Raw genomic sequence first — 21820 nt, 5'->3', positions numbered from 1 at the left:
GATCCAAGTGTTGGGAGGACACATGGAGTTCTTGACCGATATGGCCGCCAAGCGGGCGGAACTAACACCTGACGCTGTGGCCTTCGCAGATTATGACACGGGGCTTCTTTATACATTTGCCGATATCAATGTCCGGGCAAATCAGCTGGCAAACCGGCTGATCGAAGGTGGTCTGTCTCACGGAGACCGGATGGCCGTGCTTTGTCACAATCATCCTGATTTCTTTGTTCTGCTGTTTGCCGCTCAGAAGTCCGGAGTATTGTTGGTGCCGCTCAACTGGCGTCAGCCCGTGGCCGAGCTCGAGCCCATTTTGCAAGCCTCCCGGTCCAAGGTCCTGTTTCACGACGAGGCGTTCACCGAGGCCGCAAAATTACTTGCAGCAGAAACTGGTCTGGAGCTGGTTCCGATCGGCGCGATTGATGGTGGCAAGAGCGCGCTCAACCTATACCTTGAGGGCTCCACACTTTCCGCGCCCAACACTGCCGGCATCAAGGCAAGTACGCCTTGGTATCTGCTTTACACGTCTGGCACGACCGGAATGCCCAAAGCGGTTATCCAAACTGCCGGCATGGCCACTGCCAACATGATCAACTACTGCCAGGCGACCGGCCTCAGCACGCACGAAACTGGCGTCAACTTCCTGCCGCTGTTTCATACGGCCGGGATCAATCTGCCGACCTTGCCGATTTTTTTGAACGGCGGGTCTTCGACGGTGCTGCGCAAGTTTGACCCCGATGTGGTGCTGGATTTGGTCAATGCGGGCAAGGTCACCGCATTCTTCGGCGTTCCAGCGATTTACCAGGCTCTCGCACTCTCCAACACCCTCAGCACAACGGATTTTTCAAAAGTCCGCTCACTGGGCTGCGGCGGCGCACCTGTTCCAAAACACCTTCTGGTCGACTTCCAAAAACGTGGTGTCACGATCTGCAACGGCATGGGCATGACGGAAACCGGTCCAACCGTCTTCCTGATGGACAAGGACAATGCTGCCGACAAGATCGGCTCCGTGGGCAAGGCCCAGATTATGACCGATGTTCGCCTGCAGTCTTCTGATGGCGCAGTCATTAACGGTGCGGGCGAAGGCGAGGTTCAGTTTCGCGGTCCCAATATTACACCCGGCTACATGGACAACAAGGAAGCAACCCTTGCGACCTTCACCGTCGATGGCTGGCTGAAGTCAGGTGACATCGCCCGCAGGGATGAAGACGGCTATTACTACATCGTCGACCGGATCAAGGACATGTACATCTCCGGCGGCGAAAACGTTTACCCTGCTGAGGTCGAAAAGGTTCTGGACGCTCACCCGGCCATTCTGGAAGCTGTCGTAATCGGCGTTCCGGACGAAAAATGGGGCGAAGTTGGCGCAGCGTTCCTGGTACCGCGCCCTGGCGAAGAGATCGACACAGCAACTCTGCCCGGCTGGTGCCGGGATCATCTTGCCCCTTACAAGATCCCGAAAACCTTTACCGTTTCTGACGATTTGCCGCGCACGGCTGCCGGCAAGGTCCGCAAAAACATTCTCAAAGACAGTTTGCTTCAAAAATTGCCCGAGGAGGCCTGAACGATGAGCCTGATTGACGAAGCACCGGTAACGGCAACATTCACCTGGACGCCAACCCAGGCCGAATTCGATGCCTTCGCCAAGCTCTCCGGTGACGACAACCCGATCCATGTTGATCCGGAGTTTTCGGCGCGTACGCGGTTCGGCAGAACGGTCTCACACGGCATGCTGCTCTATACCCGCGTATTCGGGTATTTGCAGGAGCTCTACCCGGAGCGCGCGCACGCGGTGCAAAATCTGATGTTCCCCAACCCGTCCTATGCCGGTGAAGAACTGACGCTGCGGTTTTCCGAAACTGCCAGCATACCTGGAGCGATCCGGATTGAAATCTCAAGAACATCAGATGGGGCTGTCACCCTGTCCGGAAGCTGCGAACTGACGGAGGCGCGTGATGTTTGAAGTCGGTCAACGCGACGAGATCAAACGGTCCTACACGGTTACCGATATGGCCGATTTTGCAGCCCTTGCAGGCCCAAAAGCAATGGCACCCGAGACAGTTCCCGGCCCTCTGATCGGCGGTCTGTTTTCCTATCTTCTCGGCGTTAAACTGCCTGGACGGGGCACGAATTATCTCAAGCAGAGCCTGGAGTTCTTGACGCCCGCGCCGATTGGTGAAGAACTCACCGCATCCGTCACCATTACCCGCCTGCGCCCTGAAAAGCATTTGGTAGACCTTGAAACCGTTTGCGAGACCGCCGACGGCACCCGCATCTGCCAAGGCCGCGCCCTGGTCTATGTCGAGGATGTGGGCAAGGAGTGATTGCTACTATTCACTCCGTGATGCCAGGACTTTGCCGCAAGCAGTCTGGCTGCGAGTTCAGACTTTACCATAGCCGATGCGGATTGGTTGATTGGATCACCGCATAGGTCGGGGGTGACCGCTGACGGGAAGCAACGTCTTTGCTACAATCACGAACATCACCCCGGACACGGTCCGGGGCCTTACTCGTTTCCAGAGCGCCGGGGAAAAAGCGGAGCCAAAGTCTCCCCACCGGCATCATCCCCGTGCCATGCGGAGATGACCGCTGATGCCGCGTTACCGGGTCACCTCACCAAGAACCAAAGCCTTGAACTTCTCCGGTTCTTCCAGATGCGGCGCGTGGCCGGAGTGGTCGAAGAGGGTGAGCTGAAAGTCCGGGACGTTTTCGCAATGCCACTTATGGACATCCGGACTGTAAAGCTGACTTTTTGCCCCGGCCGCCAGATGAAACGGGACGGGAAAGGCCCTGAGCAGGTCCCGGAAATCGAGGGCTGTCAGAGACATCCACATGTCCTTGAGCCAGATCGGATTGGCTTTTGCGATTTCCCTGCTGGCATAGTCCAGCAAGCCCGGGCACGGTTCGCTGTCAGCTGCAAACATGCGCCGTGCGATCCGGCGCGGCAGGCGCTGCCAGTCGGCGGTGATCGTGTTGATGAAAAGGGCGTTCTGACCGGCCGTCAAACCGCTCCGCGTCCCGTTTTGCCAGTTTTCATCGTTCAGAACCTTCGGCGACATGTCGATGGCAATGACCGAGCCGATCCTCGCCGCGCCGTGCCGCTCGATAAGCGCATAGGAAACGAGTGCTCCCATGGACCAGCCGCACAAGACAACGTCTTGAAGATCCTGTTCATTCAAGTAGACGTTGATGGCGTCTGCCGCAGCCTCAATCGTGCGCGGTAAACGATCCCCCGTTGCCCCATGCCCGGGAAGATCCGGAACTATGCAACGGGCATGGTCTTTCAAGTCCGCAACCTGGCGATCGAAGAACATGCCGGGGCAGGACCAGCCATGAACAAAAACAATCGGCCGGCCGGCACCCTCGTCGCGAATGTAAAGTGCTGATGCCGTCACGTACGCCCTGCCCTCAAGCGCCCCACAATTCCGGACGGGAAGAAATAGACGGACAGAATGAACAAAACGCCGAGCCACAGCAACCATCGTTCTGGCGCGACGAGTGTGGAGACAAGCGGAAGCGCACTGGTGGCCTCTGCAGCGACACCCATGAGGTTCTGCAAATAGGTCTGCGCCAGGATGAAGATCGTGGCTCCAATGACGGCCCCATAGAGCGTTCCCATGCCACCGATCACAACCATCAGCAGGATGTCGATCATGATTTCCATCGACAACGTCGTCGCCGGGCCTGTGTACCGCAACCAGATTGCGAGCAACGATCCCGCCAGCGCCGCCATGACTGCCGACAGGACCGTTGCGGTGGTCCGGTACCAGACGACACGATAGCCGATGGCTTCCGCCCGGAAGGCATTGTCTCGCACGGCTTTGAGCGTCCGGCCAAAAGGTGAATTCACGATCCGCAGCATGGTCAAAAAGAGGATCAGCGAGGCGAAGAAGACAAGATAATAGAGCAGCAGCTTGCCATTGATGCGCACGTCGAAAATCTTTTCATCGACAAGTTTGAAGGCCGGCTTGAACTCACGCGGGATGCTGTAGTTCAAACCGTCTTCACCGCCGGTGAGCCACGAAAGTTGCGACACCAGAACGGCGAAGGCGCTGGCAACGGCAAGGGTGACCATGGCGAAGAAGATGGCCTTGACCCGCAAGGAAAACAGCCCGATCGCGAGCGCGAACACCGCTGCGGCGATGGCCCCAGCAGCCGTGCCCCAGATCATGGACCCGTAGGTCGGGCCGGTCGTCGACAAGGCCAGTGCCGTGCCGTAGGCACCGATCCCGAAAAACATGGTGTGCGCGAAGGAGACGATGCCGGCATAACCCAGAAGCAGGTCATAACTTGCCACCAGAACGATGAAGATGCAGATCTTTGCCGCCGTTTCCAGGGAGCGGGTGCCGGGGAACAGGAACGGCGCAAAGGCCAGCGAAATCAGGATGACAAGCAGAAGCACTGCAAGCAGACCGCTGCGCGGCGTATCGCCTGAAAGAAGTTTGATCAGCATCTGCAGTTCCTCACTTCGCCTTGACGACGGGATAAAGCCCCTGCGGTCGCCACATGAGCACCGCCACCATCAACGCGATGGTTGAAATGAGCGCGACCTTTGGCGCCAGGAAGGCCGTGTAGTTGGCCAGCAACCCGACAAGCAGCGCGCCAATGAAACAGCCTTCAACGGACCCTAGACCGCCGATGATCACCACGATGAAAACAAGCACCATGATTTCAGAGCCCATATGCGCGGTGATGGTCTCCTGGTAGAGGCCCCACATGACACCGCCAAGACCTGCGAGCGCGGAGCCCGTCATGAAGACGATCAGGAACAAGCGCCGGATCCGGTAGCCGAGCGACTCGACCATCTCACCGTTTTCAACACCGGCGCGGACAAGCAGGCCAATCTTCGTGTTCTTCAAGATGTGGCGCATGCCGAGAAACAACGCGAGGCCGATGGCAACCGCGACGAGGCGGTACTTCTCAATGGCCGCATCGCCAAGGACAATCGAGCCCTGCAGCGCTTCGGGCCGCGACAGGTGCATCTCGTCCGGCCCCCAGACGACGTGGATCATCTGCTGGGCCACGATCAATCCGCCCATGGTGACAAGGATCTGTTTGAGGTGTTCACCGTAAACGGGTTTCACAATTACCCGTTCGAAGGCATAGCCGAGACCGCCGGTGATCAGCATCGCGGAAAGAATGGCCACCAGTAGAGCGCTGAGGTTGAGGAGCACGCTGGGTGAGGCGGTCCAGCCGGCGAGCCATGCAAGGACAGTAAATCCGACAAAGGCACCGACGGTGACAAACGCCCCGTGACCGAAATTGATCACGTCCATCAGGCCGAAAACGACGGTCAGTCCAGACGCCATGATGAATATCATCATGCCCATCGCAAGACCGGCCACGGTCAGGGTCAGCCAGGTGGACGGGTTGCCGATCGCCAGCAGACCGGCCAGCGCCAGAATCGGAACAAGCAGGACCGGCAGCTTGTGCAACAGCTGCTCAGCGGCTGGAACCTTCTCGATGCGCGGTTTGATCGTCGTGTCGCTCATTGGTGCGCCTCCAGGCTCAATCCCATCAATCGTTCCTGCATGTCCGCATTGGCGGCCAATACCGCCATGTCTCCGGAGTGAATGATCCGGCCATCATCCATGACAGCGACGGTGTCACCGATGCTCGAGGCCATGGAGAAATTCTGTTCCACCAGCAAGATTGTGGTGTCGGTGTTCTTCAGCTCGCGCAAGGCATCTGTCATCGCATTGATGATTGCTGGCGCAAGTCCTTTGGTCGGCTCATCGATCAGGATCAGGCGGCGCGGCTCAATGATGGCGCGGGCGACAGACAGCATCTGCTTCTGCCCGCCCGAGAGCGTTCCGGCGGACGAATTCCAGAAACTGCCGATCGGGGGAAACAGCTCCTTGATCCAGGACAGCCGCTTAGGGTCCATTGTCCCATTCGCCGCAGCCAGGATCATGTTCTCCTCCACCGTCAGATCGGTGAAGATCCCCATGTCTTCGGGAACAAAGGCAATGCCCCGGCCCGCGATCGCCGGTGTGTCCAGCTTCGTGATGTCGTGATCGTCGAAATGGATCTCACCCTGACTGGCCGTCCAGAGCCCCATGATGGTGCGCAAGGTCGTGGTCTTGCCAGCGCCGTTGCGGCCGAGCAGAACGGTGACACCGCCTTCGGGGACAGTCAGGTCAACACCCTGGAGGATATGATAGGGACCGATATGCGTGTGCACATCAGACAGGGACAAAAGCGTGTCTGTCATCATGCGGCCTCCGGTGTCTTGCCAAGATAGGCTTCCTGCACCACCGGCAGGGCAATCACTTCTGCAGGGTCGCCATCCGCCACCAGCGCACCGTTGTGCAGGACGATAATCCGGTCGGCGAGGGAGCGAATGACATCCATCTTGTGTTCAACAAGCAGGATGGTCCGATCCATATCGGCCTTCAGCTTGCCGATTAACTCCAGGATGATCGGGACTTCATCAACACTCATCCCCGCTGTCGGCTCATCAAACATTAGAACCTGCGGCCCAAGGGCGATCAGCATGGCGACTTCCAGCTTCCGCTGATCACCATGCGGCAGAGCCGATACGGTCTGATCGGCCTGATCAATCAGCCGGACCTCGTTCAGCACATGATCTGCGCGCTCGATGAGTTCGATATGACTTTCGGCAATGGAAAACAGATCGAAGCCCTGGCGCGCCTTGGCCTGCGCCACCAGACGTACATTTTCGCGAACGGTCAGCGTTGGAAACAAGTTGGTCAGCTGAAACGCCCGACCGATGCCCTTGTCCGTCCGCTCGGGAACCGACATCCGTGTGATGTTCTCACCATTCAGAAGCACCGTACCGCTGGTCGCATTGAGCTGCCCGGACATCAGATTGAAATAGGTGGTCTTGCCCGCTCCATTCGGCCCGACGATGGCGGTTAAAGTGCCACGGTCAAAGGCACAAGACACACGATCGACAGCAACGTGCCCGCCGAAGCGAATGGTTAGGTCTTTCGTTTCGAGAATGGGATGTTCTTTGGTCACGGTTCGAGGACTTCCGAGCTCAAGGACAAAAGGATCAGATCAACTGAAACGCTTGGGTTTCAGCCATTAAAACTCTAGCGGGGAAAGAAAGGAAACAGGGATCAAGGCAGGCTGCAACCCGCCTTGATCCGATAAGATCACTGGTTGCGGATCGGAATGTTCATGTCCTCGATCGTCAGCTCGCGGACCAGCTCCGGAATGCCCCATTCGACGTCCGGATCCACCTTGATCTTGAAGTGGTACATGGACTGCAGCGCCTGATGGTCTTCCGGGCGAAACATCATCTTGCCCTTCGGCGTTTCGAATTCCATGCCTTCCATTGCCGCAATCAGCTCTTCGGTGTCGGTAGATCCGGCCTTCTTGATTGCTTCGACGATTGCAAGGCCAGCTGTCATGCCGCCGGCGGTGAAGAAATCCGGCGGCGAGTTGAAACGCTTCTGGTGCTCGGCCACCAGCCAGTCATTCACCGGGTTTTGCGGGATCTCATGGTAGTAATAGGTCGCACCTTCCATGCCCGGAAGTTCCTTATAGGCTTTCATGGCCGCCAGGATGTTGCCACCCGTTGCGATCTCAACCCCGAAGCGCTCCGGCTCCATCGCCTTGATCTTGGAGATCGGGTTGCCGCCCCCGGCCCAGATGACGAATAGGAATTTACGGCCCGGCTCGTCTTTCAAGGCATCAAAGATCCGCTGTGCATTGGCGGTAAAGTCCTTGGTATCGGTCGGAGCATATTCTTCAAAGACCAGATTAGCGCCGCTGCCCTCAAGGGCCTCCTTGAACGCTGCAACGCCATCACGGCCGAAGGCATAGTCTTGTGCAAGGGTTGCGATGGAGACGCCTTCCTGACCAAGAGCAACCGCATTGGCAATTGCATCCTGGGACGAATTCCGGGAAGTCCGGAAGATATAGCGGTTCCAGTTCGCACCAGTAATGGAATCGGCAACGGCCGGTTCCACGATCAGGATCTTCTCGTACTCTTCAGCAACCGGCAGCATGGCAAGCGCTACACCGGAGGACACCGGGCCAACAGCGATATCCACCTCATCATCGCCATAAGCTTCCGCCAGTGCCCCCTTGGCAATATCCGGCTTCAGCTGGGTGTCTTTTTCGATCACCACGATCTTGCGGCCATCGATTTCCATAGTCCCGTCAGTGGCGTACTCAAGACCCATCATAAGCCCTGTATGCGACTGCTTCGCATAGGCCTCAAGAGCCCCGGTCTTGCCGTAAACATGGGCGATTTTGATGTCCTCGGCCGCCGCACCAAAGGTGCTGGCCGCCAGTAGTCCGAGCCCGGCCGCAAGCGGAGCGGCCCAGCGTGAAACACGGATCGTCATAAAAATTTCCTCCCGTTTGCGCAGTATCGGACACCAAACGGGGCCGGCGCTAGTCTCACAGCCAGTTTGTGAAGGTCCGTCCTGCGGCTGCAATATATGAAACCTGAATCAGTATTCATGTCAAGAACCAATCCCGAGAACAAAGCCTCTTGCAGGGTCTCTTGGACCTCTTTCCGTATCGGCAGGTAGGCAGATGAGAAAGACGCATTCGCGCGTTTTTTATTTAAACAAAAATGTTTGATAATTGTCCTGGTTACCGCAATGCGACGGAGCAAAAATGTCGGCTCTCAAACTTACAAACCCATTCCGTATCTTCGCAAGGCTTCGCGAACTGCGGGACGAAGAACGCAAACAAGCACAGTCCAACCTGTTTTTGTCTCAGGCGCTTGAAAAGGAGAAAATGGAGGGCCACCGCCTTGCCGTCATTGCCCGAACGGTCGCGCTTGGTCTGGTCATTCTCCTGATCCCTTTTTTGAACCCCACGCTCAGTGCCCTTTATTACCAGGCTTGGGTCTTGGTTTTCATTGCACTTGGATGGTTGCAACTCCGCCTGGCGAGCGTCGGATACTCCAGAGCGGAACTCCTGCTGATTTTCCTGGACCTTTTTCTGCTCACCGCACTCTTTACGACAGCCAATCCTTTCGTAAGCGAGGACATACCGACCGCAATCACCTACCGCTTCGACAATTTCATCTATTTCTTCATCATTCTGGCCGTTGGCACGCTTGCCTATTCATGGCGCACGGTTTGGGCAATCGGGACTTGGGTTGCCATTCTCTGGATGCTCGGCATGATCCGTGTCTCATTGTTCGGCCACGAGGTTCCAGAGCTCGGCGCCTTGGCTGCTCAAGCTTTTGCATCCAATCCGATAGTGGCGGGTGAACTGGATCCAAACAGCGTGCAGCCCGGTGTCAGGATCCAGGAAATCGTCGTCTTCTTTATGGTCGCGGCGATATTGGCATTGAAAGGATGGCGGTCAAACCAGCTTCTCATGCGCCAGGCGGACATAGCAGCAGAACGGGCCAATCTGTCTCGTTATTTTCCTTCGAGTCTGGTGGATGTTCTAGCCTCTTCAGACCGCGATATCGGCGCTGTCCGAACACAGGACGTCGCTGTTCTTTTCACGGATATCGTTGGCTTTACCGAATTCGCCGAACGGCACAAACCTGAACAGGTGATGACCTTGCTCAGGCAGTACCATGCCATGGTTGAGCGGGTAATATTCCAGAATGGAGGCACACTCGACAAGTATCTTGGCGACGGGGTGATGGCGACCTTTGGCACGCCTGAAACAAAGCCCGGAGACGCTGCAAATGCGCTCAAGGCAGCAACCCAGCTTCTCGAAGAAAACGAAGCCTTCAACAAAGGACAGGCGGACCTTGGCCTGGACCCGATCCAGATTTCGGTTGGAGTTCATTTTGGCCCGGTGATCTTAGGGGATATCGGACCGTCACGCCGGCTGGAGTTTGCCGTCGTTGGTGACACAGTGAATGTTGCAAGCCGGCTTGAGGCAGCCACTCGCGACCTTGGATGCAGATGCGTGGTGAGCGAAGACCTGATTAAGAAAGCAGGATATTCTGAGGATACCCCGCAGCCCAATCTCGCAGACTTCTCTGAACAACAGTCCGTAAAACTGCGCGGACGCAAGACCTCGATAAACGTCTGCACACTGTGAACGAAGGATCCGCCAAAACAACAGGCTTCATTCCCACTTAAACAATTCTATGTACCTGTAGAAATCGATAGGGAGTTTGCGGTGGTTTTTCAAAGGCGCCTAAGAAAAATCATATTCACTCTTGCGCCGGGGCTGATGTTCACTCCCCTGGCGTTGGGTATCTGTCTTGTTGCGCTGACACTGACAAATTCGGATGCAAAGGCGGAGGAGCCTTTTCCAAACCTTCAAATTCTCACCGAAGAATGGTCCCCATTTCAGTACACTGAAAACGGAGAGCTCAAGGGCAAGACCGTTAGGCTGCTTACTGCGATATTGAAAGAAGCCGGATCAGAATTAGGGCCTGAAGATGTCCAGGTGCTGCCGTGGGCACGGGCGTATCTGAAGGTCCAACGCGAACCAAATACCGTTTTGTTTTCAACAACCCGAACACCAGAACGCGAAAACCTTTTCAAATGGGTTGGTCCGATTCTTAAAAACGACACCTATTTCATTGGCAAGAAAGACCGCCGCTACGACATCCAGAAATCAAGTGACCTTCATGGACACAGGGTTGGAGTCATCATTGGCGACGCCAGTGCAATGTTTGCAAGACGTCATGCGATTCCAGAACAAAATCTGACATTCAACAGTCGCGCAGACATAAATATGAAAATGCTGGAAGCTGACAGGATTGATTTCGTTGTCACGGGCTGGACTGCATTCGAAGTCGAAGCGAAAAATGCGGGAGCCGACTTGGGAAATTACGAAAGGACATTCCTGGCCGACAGCTCGCATGTCAGCTTTGCCTTCAATCTGAATACACCGGACGATATCGTTGACAGGTTTGACGCAGCCTATAAGACCGTTGTTGCCACGGGGGCATTCGATAACCTGATTGGTCCGGAAAAGGGTGAGCTGAATTAGGCTCAACGATTCCCGCCGCTCTAACTGCCGAGCTCATTGTTTCTATTCTTGAGATCCATCGCTTTTGCGCTGGTAGGGGCTCGACTTCATCAGCGCGAAAGAGACGCAAACGACCTGTTCGTTCGTTGAAAGCAGTTCAAGCGGCTTCGCCCTCGACCAGCTGCTTCAAAATAGCTGCATAGTTGTCAACGCCTTGGGCGCCGGTGATTAGGTGCCGCCGGTCGAACACAACGGCCGGAACACCTTGAATCCCATTTTGTATCCAAAACTTCTCTTCTTGTTTCACCGGACCGGCGTACCGCCCATCTTCCAGGACCTTCTGCGCCTCAGTTTCATCCAGCCCAACACTGCCGGCAATCTTTACCAGAACAGCATTGTCGTTCAGATCTTTCCCGTCCCGGAAGTAAGCTTCAAAAAGTGCCATTTTCAAAGGGTGTTCCTGTCCCTGCGGGCCGGCCCAATGAATGAGCTGATGCGCCTTGAACGTATTGACCATTCGGCTCTCATCGGAAAACTGGAATTCAAATCCGAGCTCCTTGCCGAGCTCTGTCAATCTGTCGCGTGCAGCCTGTGACTGCTCAGCGGTCGAGCCGTATTTCCGCATGATGTGCTCACGCAGGTTTTCACCATCCCCCGCCATATCCGGGTTGAGTTCAAACGGGTGCCACTTGATGGCAACAGAAACCCCGGTTTTTTCGATCGCTTGTTCCAGTTGCTTGAAACCGACGATGCACCAAGGGCATACAACATCGGACACGATGTCGATCTGGAGCAGTTCTTCCATGTCGAGATCTGTCATGTCGGTCATTGGCTTGGTCCTTTCTGCCCCGTGCACAGCGGGTATTCAAAGTGTGGCATCGCCCTTTGGCGGCGGGTTCCAACCCCGCTCCGTGCGCTCATGTTTTTCATCACCGTGATCAGTCCGCATGATTTCAAACAGAGTTTGCGAGTGCGCGCGCATCGCATCAATATAAGACTTGTCGACGCCGCCGTCGTTATAGTTTTCCCGAAGGTCGTCCAGCATCGCACGATCGTGATGCCAAAAGTCCTTCGCTTTGCTGCGCGCCCGAAACGGGTGCATGCCAAGATCGATTAGGGCGCGGCGCCCCATTGTCATCGCGCCTTCAAAGACTTCACGTTCGGCATGATGGGCCCCCGCTTGTTCGAGTTCGTAGACATGGTGGCGGTCCCGTGCTCGCGCAAGGATCCGCACTTTCGGGTATGTCTTCGCAACATGCTCAACAACCATTGTCTGCTTTTCCCGGTCATCCAATGCCGCAATGAAGAGGTCTGCATCTTGCAAACCAGCTCCGTGCAGCAAATCCGGCCGCGTTGCATCACCATAAAAGGTCTTCAGGCCGACTTTCCCAAGATTTTCAACCGTTTGCGGATCGTGATCAAGGATCACGACATCATAACCGCTTGTAATCAGGAGCCGCCCGACGATCTGGCCGAACCGACCCATCCCCGCAATAACAATGCGCCCTTTTCGATCGATTTCGTCAGCCGGTCTGTTCGATTGGGTTACGGCTCTGGGGGCAATGACCTTTTCATAGAGAATGAATAGGGCCGGTGTCAGCAACATGGAAATCGCAACGACCAGCGTCAGTGTCTGAAGCAGGGCTGGCTCCAGAACACCCGCGCTCAAAGCAAACCCGAACAGGACAAATGCGAACTCCCCCGCTTGGGCAAGCCCTAAAGCGAAGAGCCATTTGTCAGCGCCTTTCAGTTTGAAAATTGTCCCCAACCCGAAGAGAAGGACGAACTTGGTAACGATCAAGCCAATTGCCAGACCAAAAATGGTAACAGGCGCGCCGAACAAGAGGTTGAAGTCTATCCCGGCCCCAACTGTCAGGAAAAACAACCCCAGAAGCAGGCCCTTGAACGGTTCAATGTCACTTTCAAGCTCGTGCCGGTAGTCGCTATCGGACAGAACCACGCCGGCAAGAAACGTCCCGAGGGCCGGCGACAGGCCAACGAAGTCCATCAAAAGGGCGATGCCAGTCACCAACAGCAGTGCGGTCGCTGTAAAAATCTCCCGCAGGTGCGATTCGGCGATAAACCGGAAAACGGGCCGCATCAAATGACGTCCAGCCACAATGATGGCCGCAATAACGGCGAGGATGACCACTGCCTGCAACCAGTCGGGCAGGCTTGCCAACGCCTCGCCGCCATGCGCAGCCCCATCACCATGTCCGCCGCCATGCCCTGCGCCGTGGGAATCCCCCTGGCTGCCACCGCCATGGCCAACCGCTAGAAGCGGCAGGATGGCTAGCATGGGAATAACGGCGATGTCCTGGGTCAGGAGAACCGAGAAAGAACTCTGCCCGCCTTCCGTCTTCAGCCAGCCTTTTTCATTGAGGGTTTGCAAGACGATTGCAGTTGAAGACAGCGCGAGGATCATGCCCAGCGCGACCGCGCTTTGCCAGACAAGGCCGAATGCCAACCCCGCACCTGCAAAGACGGCTGTGGTTCCAAGAACCTGAAGCCCGCCCAGCCCGATAAGCTGCTTGCGCATTTTCCAAAGCATGGCAGGCTGCAGCTCAAGGCCAACCAGAAACAGCATCATAACCACGCCGAACTCGGCGAAATGCTGCACTTCGGTCGTCTCAGACCCAACGATCCCAAGAACCGGACCAATCACCACGCCTGCAATGAGATAACCGAGAACGGATCCAAGCCCCAGACGGTTCGCGATTGGCACTGCAATGACAGCTGCACAGAGATAGACAAAGGCGTCACTGAGAAGATCCATCAGACCGCCTCCCCTTTGAGAATGAAGTCGTCGAGAACATCCGAGATCTGTTTTGCCTTGGCAGCCTTTTCGAGATCGAACCGGTCCGCGACCATCGCCTTCAAAAGATCATCATAGGCATTGCGGTGCACATTCAACCGGTTTTCTTCCAAGGCTCTTCCGGCACCGAACATGATAAACGGTGCCAGAAAACGCATGCCGCATAGGTCCGCTGTCTTCTCGAACGGAGCCAGCAAACTGCGGATATCGGAATGGTTCAGACCATCGGCTGAATAGGCTTCCGGTTTGGCACCGGCTGTCGTCACATTCATGAAGCTTTTTCCGACGAGCGCTTTACCATGGAGGCCATAGGCGAAGCCGTGCTCAAGCACCAGATCCTGCCATTCCTTCATGATTGACGGCGCCGAATACCAATAGAACGGGTGTTGAAAGATGATGATGTCATGGCTCCGCAGCCGCTCTTGCTCCACATCAACGCGAATATCGAAGTCCGGGTATTCGGCATAAAGATCAACCGCTGTCACCCCCTGGACGCCCTTTGCGGTTTCAAACAGGGGCTGGTTGATCTCCGACCGGTCAGGTCGGGGATGGGCGTAAAGAACAAGAACTTTTGCCAAAGGACACTCCGGTAAGCGAGGAAGGCGGCCAGCCGTTCAGGACCGCCCGCCAACACGGTGAGTTCAAGCTGCTGCGGCTGAACCAATTTTTGAAATGCTACGCTTTCTTTACGTCAGCTGCAAAACGCGCCGCATTTTCTTTTAGAAATGCGCTTTCATCCGCATCGCCCCAGAAAGCCGGCTGAGCCTTCGGAATCGTCAGGGCTTTTTGAACCGCTGGACGGGCATCGATCCGGTCGAACCAGGCCTTTAGATGGTCCAGTCCATCTATCGAAACCTTTGCCCAAGGGTATGCCCGCGCCCAGGGGTAAGTGGCGATATCGGCAATCGAATACGCGTCCCCGGCGAGCCACGCACGGCCCTCAAGCCGTGTGTTCAAAACCTCCAGAAGACGACGCGTTTCATCGACATAGCGTTTGATGGAAAACGGTTCTTCGTGTCCGTTCGGCGCGGCGATGCGCTGGAAGTACATGGCCTGTCCCATCATGGGCCCAACCCCGGCCATCTGGAACATCAGCCACTGGTGTGTTTCTGAACGGGCCTTGGCCTCCTCAGGCAGAAACACGCCGTATTTCTCAGCCAAATACCACAGGATCGCACCGCTTTCGAAAACGGCGAAGTCGCCATTGCTGCGGTCGACAATGGTCGGGATCCGCCCGTTCGGATTAAGCTTCACATAATCCGGGGCCTTCTGCTCCTTTTTGGAAAAATCAATAAAGGTCAGATCGTAGGGAACACCGGCTTCCTCGAGAAAGATCACCGGCTTGTAGCCGTTCATGGTCGCTGCGGTGTAAAGATGAATATCAGGCTGCGGCATGGGACGTGTCCTCTTTGAAAATTTCGGTCAGATGCGCATCGAAGCGGACAAAATCGTTTTCGATATCCGGGTTTTTCATGACATCGTAGGCAGCAAACGTCGGCAGTTTCTCAAGGCCAAAGAACCGTGCGTTCATATGCATCGGCATCATCAAATCATCGACGGATCGGCCCTGAAAGAGGAATTCCTGCGCGTCATCGAAAGCCTCGCGCGGCGCATTGAATGTCAGGGACAACATGTAGGTTTTGCCGATGAGACTGCCGCCAGCACCATAGTTTTCTTTCGGTGCTTCTGCTGTGCGTCCATCGCCAGCACAAAGACGCCCATCCATTCCGGCCGTGTAGACATCATCCTGATACTTCTTGAAAGACCAAGGCACACCCATCCAGTTGACCGGAAACTGCATGACAATCGTGTCGGCCCACTGGTGATTTCCCACCTCGACTTCTGGGTCATAGTCCTTGGCAGTCTCAACGACACGGACTTCGTCGCCACGATCTTCAAAAAACGCCTTGGCACGCTCGACCAGCGCAGCGTTTAGCCTCCCCTCGGCAAATGGATAAGGCTGATGCCCGTTGATGATCAAAATTCGCGCCATGTGCAAACACCCTTTGAGCTGACATACCGCCGGACCACGACGGTGCTACTTGATTTCAGTCCTGAGATGAGCAATTAAGTTACAAAGATCAACCAGTATACTTTTTGTAACCTAATTTATAAAAGAGGATCATGAGATGGCCGGTCGGCTGGAGACTGTTGGCAAACGCCGGGTCGTGCTGGAAGCCTGCACGGAACCCTGTCCCATTGAGCGCGGTATGCGCATTCTCGGCGGCAAGTGGACAGGCTCGCTTCTGTGGCACCTGAAGGACGGCCCCGTCCGCTTTAACGACCTATCGCGGATGCTGGGAGGTGCCAGCAAGAAAATGATTGCGGAACGTCTCAAACAACTGGAAGAGCGCGGTCTTGTCACCCGGACGGTTCTTCAAACCGCTCCCGTTTCCGTCGAATACGAAATCACCGAGTTTGGCGCGACCGCTCTGAAGTTTCTGGATGAACTCCGGATTTGGTCCGAAAACCTGCCCCAGGACCAACTGGTCTATAGCTGAACCCGGACTGGGGAAATGACCGCTTTGTCCTTCTACGGTATCGACGATATGGCCGACAGCTTGATGGCAGCTGGTCGTCCTTTCCGACACACCGGAACGATGCAGACAACCATCCGGAACACGACTGGATCGCCCGGCGGGACGCCGATTGATCGATAAGACAACCATGAAATTATTCGAGCACCACCGGCGCTCTTTTTCGTGTCTCGGTCCAGTCTTTCAGAAAAGCGGTCTCAAGAAACCACTCTCCGGGCAATTAATAAAACTAACTGTAACGTTCATTTTCGGTTCATCGTAAATAGCGTAGCAATTTTTAAGACTACTTTTTGAAGATGACGAACAGTTTGCTTGTAGCAGTATTTTTGAAAGGAGCCCTTATGCGCCGCCTGTTCTTTATGATTTTGATGAGTGTGGTTCTCTACGTCCCAGCGACGACAGCTTCGGCTCAAAATGTATTTCCCCAACAGGGCATGTCTTACGGTGGCAAAGTCCGCGCTGGTCCTGGACTGCAATACGGTCAGATCGGCAGCCTGCGCGACGGCGACAGAATTCGTATTCTAGGCAGCACCGGTGTGATGATGAATGGTTATGAGTGGTTTCAAATCCGCGACCGGAATGGCCGCACCGGCTTTCAATGGGGCGGACTGATGTGCTCGCAGATCCCTTATCCGACGATCTACAAAACCTGCACTAACCTCGGTCAACCCGATCCGGCCACAGGTCCCGGCAATGGTTTGACAATTGTCGGAGATCCGAATGTGACGGGTAAAAATGTCGCCAGCGTGAGTTATCCGGGCGGTGTTTTCAAACAGGTCGGCTATCGCGAGTGGAATGAAACCGGACCACGCGGCCAGGTCCGCTACTCATTTATCGAAAAATCACGCGACCAGTGGTCCGTCTATCTCCATGATGCCTCCCGCAATGTGTCGATCCAGCTGGACCTACACCGCAGAAAGATATTGATTGGCCTCGCCAGCGCCCCCAACACGCCGATCTACGACATCGTCAACATGGCCGCCAACCCGAACATCATCCGAAATCCGGAAGTCGGCGGCCCTCCAACCGGAACGAACGGGTTTACACTGTCCCGTGCGGGTTATCCTGGCGGCAGATTTATCATGAAGACCAATGGCCGCTGGCATCAAACCGGACCGAATGGAGCCGTTCAGTATGGATACCAGGAAACCAATCGCGACCAGCACTCTGTCTTTTTGCTCGACCGCAGCAGAAACGTCTCGGTCAAGCTGGATTTGAGAAACAATCGCATTCTGTTCGGTATCGGCAATGGCCCGATGGCAGAAATGGCGAAAATCACCTCAAAACAGTGATTGCGGAAAAGCGGCATCAAATGGTGCCTCTACCATAAATGGATCACACCAGAATCACGCCGGCTCCAGACAGTCTACCAAGGCACCCCGGTGCTGGATAACGGCTCCGGCGAGACGTGCGCCTGCGGCGACGCTCGCGTCCACATCACCAGAAACGAGATATTCAGCAAGGAAAGCCGCATTGAAACTGTCGCCGGCGGCCGTCGTGTCGACCACCTTGCGGACGGGTTCCGGACGGAACGACTTGCGGTCGTTTTCGGTTGCCACAATCACCTCTTGCGGCCCATTTTTGACGACGATCATTTTGGCACCGGCCTTGAGATAACGATCCGCGCTCACGGACGGCGTGGCATCGCCAAAGTACGCTTCTTCGTCCTCAAAGGACGGCATCAGGAAATCACACAGGCCCGCCGCCTCGGTAACGCAATCCCGCATGGTTTGCGCATCTTCCCAAAGGCGCGGCCGAAGATTGGGATCAAAGGCGGCCTTGGCCCCTGTCCGCCGTGCGGCTGCAAGTGACGACAGAAATGTCTGGCGACCTTCCGGTGAAAGGATCGCGAGCGTAATGCCGCTGAAATAAATTAGCCCTGCCGTAGCCATCGCTGCTGACAAGGCAGCTGCGTTATCTGCAAGGCATCGGGCGGCCGACTGTGACCGCCAGTAGGCAAAACTCCGTTCGCCGTCCTTCAGCTGAATCAGGTAGAGACCTATGGTGCGGTCCTTCAGGCGCTGAATATGATCGGTTGCGAGCCCCGCCCCATCAAGAAACGCAACCATCTCTTCTGAGATCTGATCGTTGCCAACTGCGGTGAGATAGGAAACGGTCCAATCTTGGCTTAAGGACTTGCGCACATACCAGGCAGTGTTCAGCGTGTCTCCAGCAAAGCCCTTTGCGAAAGTGCCCCCGCCGGTCGGCGCCATTTCCACCATGCACTCACCAATTGCCAGAAAATTTGATGGCACGAACCTTCCTCCGGGGCAGCAAAAGAGCACGAAAAAGCCGCAGAAATCTGCGGCTTAAATCCATTAGCACGAAACAGGTCAACTGCGGAAGGGGTCAACTTGACAGACACGGTTGTCTACGCCCGATCGCAAAGGCTTTGCCTTGTTCAACACCTGTAGCTGTTACTTGATCCCAGCGCGCATGAAGCTCTGCACAAACTGGCGCTGAAACAAAAGGAATGCGATCAAAAGAGGACCGGACGTCATGAGCGTCGCTGCATTGATCACCGACCATTCGATCCCGCTGTCGATGGCAGAAAACACACTAAGGCCAACGGTCACCGGACGTGTTTCGACCGAGTTCGTCACAATCAAGGGCCAAAGAAAGTTGTTCCAGTGGTGACTGACGGACACCAGTCCGTAGGCGAGGTAGGTTGGTTTTGCGAGCGGAATGTAGACTTTCCATAAGACGCCCAGAACCGAAGCTCCTTCAATCCGGGCCGCCTCGTCCAGTTCCTTCGGGATGGTCATGAAGGTCTGGCGCAGCAGAAAGATTCCGAAGCCGGAAGCAATGTACGGCAGCGCAATTGCGGGAATGGTGTCGACCAGATTCAGCAACCGCATGGTCTGATAGTTTTCCACCATCAGAATGTCCGGCATGACCAGCAACTGAAGGAGCACCAACGCAAACAGGACATTGCGCCCGGGGAACTCAAACCGTGCGAAGGCGAAGGCGGCCAAGGTGCACAGGAGGAACTGCCCCGCCAGGATCATCGTCACCAGAATGAAAGTGTTGAGGAAGTAGCGGTGAAACGGCGCAGCCTCCCACGCCTTTACAAAGTTCTCCGTCGTCAGCGGCGCAAAGAGATCGAAGTTGGCTTCATACGCCGATGGATGAATAGCAGTCCAAACCGCATAGGCGAGTGGCAGGATCCACAGAAGCGCCAGCGCCCAAGCAGCAAAGGTATTCAAAAAGCGATCAAACATGTCGGAGGCGCGGCTCATTTGTAATGCACCTTGCGGTCGAAGAAGAAGAACTGGCCAATGGCAAGGAGCGACAACAAAACCAACAGAGCGACGGTGAGTGTTGCACCGTAGGCGGTTTCCCAGAACCGGAAAGCAACCTCATAGATGTAAAACAGCAAAAGTGCCGAAGCATTGTCCGGACCACCATCAGTCAGAATGAAGATGTGATCAACGAGCCGGAACGAGTTGATTACCGCATTGACACAAACGAACAGGGTCGTTGGCATCAAGAGAGGGAACGTGATCCGCCAGAAGACGGTCCAGCGCCCCGCGCCTTCAATCTGCGCCGCCTCCTTCAAGGAAACGGGGATGGCCTGGAGCGCCGCCAGATAAAAGATCATGAAGAACCCGGCTTCTTTCCAGACAGTCACCACAATGATGGCGTTGAGGGCAGTGTCCGGTTTGCCGAGGTAGTTAGATGCCGGCCAGCCGAACAGAAAGCCGGTGACCTGATCAAACAGGCCAAAGCCGGGCGTGTAGAAAAACAGCCAGATGTTTGCAACGGCAATGAGCGGCAGAACGGTTGGTGTAAAATAGGCCATGCGGACAAAGCTGCGACCGGCCAGCTTGTCGTTGACCCAAAGAGCCATGACAATAGCCAGCGCCACGGAGACCGGGATGGTGCCGATGGCAAACCATAGATTGTTCCACAGCACCTTCCAAAAGACCGCGTCGTTGAGCATGCGCTCGTAATTATCGAGCCCAATGAATTTCGCCGGACGGCGGCCACGGGGCGTGGAAAAGAAGCTGTTCAAGAGCGTCGTGACAGCCGGGATATGCGTAAAAGCAAAGAGGAACACGAGTGCGGGCAGCAACAAGAGCCAGCCATAGATCCAGTCACGTTTCAGTCTCAACGTCTGCATGCGCGTCACAACCCGGAAATCTATTCCCGGCCCGATTTTCAATAGCCGTCAACAAAAATGAGAAGCAGCGCACTGGGCCGTGGTCCGGTGCGCTGCTCCCCGACCCTCCTTAGCGGTATTCCGCCAGGATCTCGTCAGCTTGTGCCTGCGCTTCTTTCAAAGCCGCCTCAGCGTCTTTCTGACCAGTGATGACAGCTGCCAGGGCGTCATTGAAGATGCCGGTGACGCGCTGGTTCTGGTAGGTGGACAGCTCGGCCTTGGCAAACTCAAGCTGATCGCGGGCAACCAGAGCCGGAGCGAAGTCAGCCGTGTAGGCTTTCATCTCTTCGGTTTCCCAGGTCTCGGCGCGCGGCGCGACGTAGCCGGTTGCGATGGTCCACTTTGCAGACTGTTCCGGCGCAGTGATCCACTGAACGAACTCGACAGCGGCCTTGTTCTGCTCATCGGACGCACCCTTGAACAGATAGAAGTTGCCGCCACCTGTCGGCGCGCCGCGGGTCACTTTTGCAGGCAGCATTGCAACACCGAAATCAAACGGCGCATTGTCACGCACATTGGTCAGGTTGCCGGTGGAGGTCCACATCATTGCCGTCTGACCTTCGAAGAAAGCCTTCGGTGTCGCGCCCCACTCAATGATGCCCGGAGCCATCACTTCGTGCTTGGTGCTCAGGTCAACAAGGTATTGCAGTGCCTGAACAACCTTCGGATCATCGAAGTTGGTTTTGTTGCCTTCCGCATTCACAAGCTCTGCACCATTCGCGATGGCGAGGCCTTGGAACAGCCAGTATGGGAATCCGGAAGACGGGATGCGCACACCCCATTGCGTTGCATTACCGGACGCGTCTTTTTTGGTCAGCTTCTTGCCGAACTCGACCATTTCTTCCCAGGTCTCAGGAGCAACTTCCGGGTCAAGACCAGCTTCCTTGAAAGCTTCCTTGTTCCAGTAAAGAACCGGCGTGGAGCGCTGGAACGGAATGCCGTAGGTCTTGCCACCAGTCTGGCTGTTTTCCATGAACGCAGGATAGAAACCTTCCAGCCATTTCTTGTCTTCCTCGGTGGTGAGGTAGTCATCGAACGGCACAATGAGGTCTTCGTCGATCAGTGTGTACATGTCGACGGACAGTATCACGCTGAGTTGCGGCGGGTTGCCACCACGCGAAGCAGTGATCGCCTTGGCAACTGTGTCCTGATAGGAACCAGCGTAGACCGCGTCTATGTTCACATCCGGGTTTTGAGCGACGTATTCAGCGGTCAACTCTTGAATGGTGTCAGCTGCTTTGCCGCCGACAGCAACCGGGAAATAGAACTGAAGATCAACAGCCTGAGCGGACGCCCAGGTGCTGAATGTCAAAGCCGTTGCAGCAACGGCCTTCAGGAAAGTGGACTTCAACATTCGTTTTCTTCCTAAGGCTAATGACTTCCTAGGGTTTGAACATCCGCACAGGGCGGGGTTTCCACGCGGGCCCACGT

23 protein-coding genes are annotated in these 21820 nt (G+C 55.7%); 8 read left to right on the top strand and 15 right to left on the bottom strand.

The genetic code is table 11. From position 1 onward, the window contains the following. The first annotated feature begins 22 nt into the window (after positions 1-22). Genes ACQY4Z_RS15745 through ACQY4Z_RS15735 form a run of 3 tightly spaced genes read left to right on the top strand, consistent with a single transcriptional unit; the run spans position 23 to position 2321 of the window. Positions 23-1561, top strand: coding sequence for an AMP-binding protein (locus ACQY4Z_RS15745; RefSeq protein WP_428522767.1), 1539 nt, complete (start codon positions 23-25; stop codon positions 1559-1561). 3 nt (positions 1562-1564) lie between these two features. Next, positions 1565-1960, top strand: a complete 396-nt coding sequence (locus ACQY4Z_RS15740) for a MaoC family dehydratase (RefSeq protein WP_428522765.1) — start codon at positions 1565-1567, stop codon at positions 1958-1960. Then, positions 1953-2321 (top strand): phosphate acetyltransferase, encoded by a 369-nt coding sequence (locus ACQY4Z_RS15735; protein ID WP_428522763.1) that lies wholly within the window; start codon positions 1953-1955, stop codon positions 2319-2321. The genes ACQY4Z_RS15740 and ACQY4Z_RS15735 overlap by 8 nt, the downstream gene beginning before the upstream one ends. A 276-nt stretch (positions 2322-2597) precedes the next feature. Here the strand turns inward: ACQY4Z_RS15735 and ACQY4Z_RS15730 are convergent, their stop codons facing one another. From ACQY4Z_RS15730 to ACQY4Z_RS15705, 6 genes are all read right to left on the bottom strand, one after another. Further along, positions 2598-3392 carry an alpha/beta fold hydrolase gene (locus tag ACQY4Z_RS15730; protein WP_428522761.1) on the bottom strand — a complete coding sequence of 265 codons (795 nt, stop codon included), beginning with the start codon at positions 3390-3392 and terminating at the stop codon, positions 2598-2600. After that, on the bottom strand, positions 3389-4450 hold the full coding sequence (locus ACQY4Z_RS15725; protein WP_428522759.1) for a branched-chain amino acid ABC transporter permease: 1062 nt from the start codon (positions 4448-4450) through the stop codon (positions 3389-3391). The genes ACQY4Z_RS15730 and ACQY4Z_RS15725 overlap by 4 nt, the downstream gene beginning before the upstream one ends. A gap of 10 nt (positions 4451-4460) precedes the next feature. After that, on the bottom strand, positions 4461-5489 hold the full coding sequence (locus tag ACQY4Z_RS15720; RefSeq protein WP_428522757.1) for a branched-chain amino acid ABC transporter permease: 1029 nt from the start codon (positions 5487-5489) through the stop codon (positions 4461-4463). Further along, positions 5486-6211, bottom strand: coding sequence for an ABC transporter ATP-binding protein (locus ACQY4Z_RS15715; protein ID WP_428529576.1), 726 nt, complete (start codon positions 6209-6211; stop codon positions 5486-5488). The genes ACQY4Z_RS15720 and ACQY4Z_RS15715 overlap by 4 nt, the downstream gene beginning before the upstream one ends. Then, complete coding sequence (locus tag ACQY4Z_RS15710) at positions 6211-6981, bottom strand: ABC transporter ATP-binding protein (RefSeq protein ID WP_428522755.1); 771 nt, start codon at positions 6979-6981, stop codon at positions 6211-6213. Before ACQY4Z_RS15710 ends, ACQY4Z_RS15715 begins: the two co-directional genes overlap by 1 nt. Positions 6982-7118: 137 nt before the next feature. Beyond that, complete coding sequence (locus ACQY4Z_RS15705) at positions 7119-8318, bottom strand: substrate-binding domain-containing protein (RefSeq protein WP_428522753.1); 1200 nt, start codon at positions 8316-8318, stop codon at positions 7119-7121. Positions 8319-8595: 277 nt separating this feature from the next. Here ACQY4Z_RS15705 and ACQY4Z_RS15700 point away from each other — a divergent pair, with 277 nt between their 5' ends. Both ACQY4Z_RS15700 and ACQY4Z_RS15695 read left to right on the top strand, forming a co-directional pair. Next, positions 8596-9993 (top strand): adenylate/guanylate cyclase domain-containing protein, encoded by a 1398-nt coding sequence (locus ACQY4Z_RS15700; protein WP_428522751.1) that lies wholly within the window; start codon positions 8596-8598, stop codon positions 9991-9993. A gap of 135 nt (positions 9994-10128) precedes the next feature. Continuing rightward, positions 10129-10896, top strand: a complete 768-nt coding sequence (locus tag ACQY4Z_RS15695; RefSeq protein WP_428522749.1) for a substrate-binding periplasmic protein — start codon at positions 10129-10131, stop codon at positions 10894-10896. A 136-nt stretch (positions 10897-11032) separates the two neighbouring features. On the opposite strand, the gene ACQY4Z_RS15690 is transcribed toward ACQY4Z_RS15695, so the two are convergent. The 5 genes from ACQY4Z_RS15690 to ACQY4Z_RS15670 form a co-directional block, all read right to left on the bottom strand. After that, the gene (locus tag ACQY4Z_RS15690; protein WP_428522747.1) at positions 11033-11704 is read right to left on the bottom strand and encodes a DsbA family oxidoreductase; all 672 of its coding nucleotides are present in this window, start codon (positions 11702-11704) and stop codon (positions 11033-11035) included. A 36-nt stretch (positions 11705-11740) separates the two neighbouring features. Then, positions 11741-13651 (bottom strand): monovalent cation:proton antiporter-2 (CPA2) family protein, encoded by a 1911-nt coding sequence (locus ACQY4Z_RS15685; RefSeq protein ID WP_428522745.1) that lies wholly within the window; start codon positions 13649-13651, stop codon positions 11741-11743. Beyond that, a complete protein-coding gene (locus ACQY4Z_RS15680) occupies positions 13651-14268 on the bottom strand; it encodes an NAD(P)H-dependent oxidoreductase (RefSeq protein ID WP_428522743.1) in 618 nt (205 codons plus the stop codon). The genes ACQY4Z_RS15685 and ACQY4Z_RS15680 overlap by 1 nt, the downstream gene beginning before the upstream one ends. A 97-nt stretch (positions 14269-14365) precedes the next feature. After that, on the bottom strand, positions 14366-15085 hold the full coding sequence (locus ACQY4Z_RS15675; protein ID WP_428522741.1) for a glutathione S-transferase family protein: 720 nt from the start codon (positions 15083-15085) through the stop codon (positions 14366-14368). Further along, a complete protein-coding gene (locus tag ACQY4Z_RS15670) occupies positions 15072-15683 on the bottom strand; it encodes an NAD(P)H-dependent oxidoreductase (protein WP_428522739.1) in 612 nt (203 codons plus the stop codon). Before ACQY4Z_RS15670 ends, ACQY4Z_RS15675 begins: the two co-directional genes overlap by 14 nt. A gap of 136 nt (positions 15684-15819) precedes the next feature. Here ACQY4Z_RS15670 and ACQY4Z_RS15665 point away from each other — a divergent pair, with 136 nt between their 5' ends. The 3 genes from ACQY4Z_RS15665 to ACQY4Z_RS15655 all read left to right on the top strand — a co-directional run bounded on the left by ACQY4Z_RS15665 (position 15820) and on the right by ACQY4Z_RS15655 (position 17519). After that, the gene (locus ACQY4Z_RS15665; RefSeq protein ID WP_428522737.1) at positions 15820-16191 is read left to right on the top strand and encodes a winged helix-turn-helix transcriptional regulator; all 372 of its coding nucleotides are present in this window, start codon (positions 15820-15822) and stop codon (positions 16189-16191) included. 15 nt (positions 16192-16206) lie between these two features. Next, positions 16207-16350, top strand: coding sequence for a hypothetical protein (locus ACQY4Z_RS15660; protein WP_428522735.1), 144 nt, complete (start codon positions 16207-16209; stop codon positions 16348-16350). 218 nt (positions 16351-16568) lie between these two features. Further along, a complete protein-coding gene (locus tag ACQY4Z_RS15655) occupies positions 16569-17519 on the top strand; it encodes an SH3 domain-containing protein (protein WP_428522733.1) in 951 nt (316 codons plus the stop codon). A 54-nt stretch (positions 17520-17573) separates the two neighbouring features. On the opposite strand, the gene ACQY4Z_RS15650 is transcribed toward ACQY4Z_RS15655, so the two are convergent. The 4 genes from ACQY4Z_RS15650 to ACQY4Z_RS15635 form a co-directional block, all read right to left on the bottom strand. After that, the gene (locus ACQY4Z_RS15650; RefSeq protein WP_428522731.1) at positions 17574-18482 is read right to left on the bottom strand and encodes a sugar kinase; all 909 of its coding nucleotides are present in this window, start codon (positions 18480-18482) and stop codon (positions 17574-17576) included. 162 nt (positions 18483-18644) lie between these two features. After that, positions 18645-19466: a carbohydrate ABC transporter permease gene (locus ACQY4Z_RS15645; RefSeq protein ID WP_428522729.1), complete on the bottom strand. Its 822-nt coding sequence runs from the start codon at positions 19464-19466 to the stop codon at positions 18645-18647. Then, on the bottom strand, positions 19463-20350 hold the full coding sequence (locus tag ACQY4Z_RS15640) for a carbohydrate ABC transporter permease (protein WP_428522727.1): 888 nt from the start codon (positions 20348-20350) through the stop codon (positions 19463-19465). The genes ACQY4Z_RS15645 and ACQY4Z_RS15640 overlap by 4 nt, the downstream gene beginning before the upstream one ends. A 109-nt stretch (positions 20351-20459) precedes the next feature. Then, a complete protein-coding gene (locus tag ACQY4Z_RS15635; protein ID WP_428522725.1) occupies positions 20460-21743 on the bottom strand; it encodes an ABC transporter substrate-binding protein in 1284 nt (427 codons plus the stop codon). Positions 21744-21820: the final 77 nt, after the last annotated feature.

The organism is Roseibium sp., from assembly GCF_965276855.1.
Taxonomy (GTDB): Bacteria; Pseudomonadota; Alphaproteobacteria; order Rhizobiales; family Stappiaceae; genus Roseibium.
Note: the sequence above shows the minus strand (reverse complement) of the source record. Positions and strands in the feature narration are given on the sequence as shown.